Raw genomic sequence first — 1,415 nt, forward strand, 5'->3', positions numbered from 1 at the left:
TCTGTCGTGGGCGCAGGATATTTGAGGAGCTCTGTCCTTAGTACGAGAGGACCGGGATGGACGTACCTCTGGTGCACCAGTTGTCACGCCAGTGGCACAGCTGGGCAGCTATGTACGGAACGGATAAACGCTGAAAGCATCTAAGCGTGAAGCCGACTCCAAGATTAGATATCCCATAGCATAAGCTAGTAAGACCCCTTGAAGACTACGAGGTTGATAGGCTGCGTGTGTAAGCATGGTGACATGTTCAGCTTGGCAGTACTAATAGGTCGAGGGCTTGACCATAACAACGAAGGCAAGATGCAAAGTAAGTCCTTCAATCATCTTTGGTCAGTCAGTATTTGATACATTTCCTCATTCTGCTTTTTATTCAGTTTTGAAGGTACTAGAAGCGTCGAGATAATCGGCGCTTTTTTTATTAATTAAACAGCTCCTTTTGGGCATACTAAAGGTATACTTTGAAAGGAGCTGTTTGCTTTGAAATTTTTTAAGAAGCGTAAATTGGTTTTTCCACCGAAAAATGACGAGAGCATGTCTGGCGTGTTCGGATATAACTGCGAGGGCTTGACTCTTGACAACGATATCGTTTCGTCGACCGAGATGACCGGCGCGGTACCTGCCGCGCGGGATGAATACGAGGATGATGCGGTGGAAGATTACTATTTTAATTAATAAAAAACTCCCTCTTGGTTCTCGTTGCAGAGTCAAGAGGGAGTTATTAATCAGCTGAGGGTCACGTTGTACTCGGCGAGGTACATTTGCAGGTGGGTGGCGTCGTTGATGTCGACGACCCCGTTGCCGTCAACGTCGGCAACCGCAAGTTGTTCGTCGGTGAATTGGATAAATTCGCCTACAAAACGCTGTATGAAAGTGACGTCGCGGATGTTTATTTTATTATCGCCGTTCACGTCGCCGCTGAGTTTAAGGGCGATAAACGGGATGTTGTGGCTGTTTGCGTAGCTTTGGGCAGAGGTACCTTTGTAGCCGTATATAGTCAGGTTTTCGCAGCCGGCAAACGCGTCTTCACCGATCTCGGTCACGCTTGCGGGAATGGTGACAGAGGTCAGCGCAGCGGCGTTTTCAAAGGCGTGGCCGCCGATCCGGGTCAGGGTGGAGGGCAGAGTAACGCTTGCCAGGTTGGGCATGTCCGCAAAGGAATAGTTGCCGACAGAGGTCACGCCTTCTTCAAGAACGATAGAGGTGATACCTGCAGCAAACGGTGATTGAGCAGAAGAAGCGTAGTCCGCCATTGCGCCCTCGCCGCTTACGGTCAGGTTCCCGTTATGGAGGAACCACTCGCAGTCACCGGATTCATCTATCATTACTCCGTAGAGGATGTTGTGATCGATTGCGTATGTATAAGCGGTGCTTTTTTTCGGACCGTAAAACACTAATTGGGGGCAGTTCAAAAAAGA

2 protein-coding genes and 1 rRNA gene are annotated in these 1,415 nt (G+C 49.0%); 2 read left to right on the top strand and 1 reads right to left on the bottom strand.

Going from position 1 to position 1,415, the window contains the following annotated elements; genetic code table 11:
* Positions 1-285: ribosomal RNA gene (locus tag JKK62_RS07665) — 23S ribosomal RNA — on the top strand; the annotation flags it as partial.
* Positions 286-477: 192 nt separating this feature from the next.
* Positions 478-672 carry a hypothetical protein gene (locus JKK62_RS07670; protein ID WP_201427417.1) on the top strand — a complete coding sequence of 65 codons (195 nt, stop codon included), beginning with the start codon at positions 478-480 and terminating at the stop codon, positions 670-672.
* A gap of 50 nt (positions 673-722) precedes the next feature.
* Here JKK62_RS07670 and JKK62_RS07675 read toward each other — a convergent pair.
* Positions 723-1,415, bottom strand: a 693-nt coding sequence (locus tag JKK62_RS07675) for a leucine-rich repeat protein (protein WP_201427418.1), incomplete at its 5' end; no start/stop codon positions are given.

The organism is Ruminococcus difficilis (genome assembly GCF_016680995.1).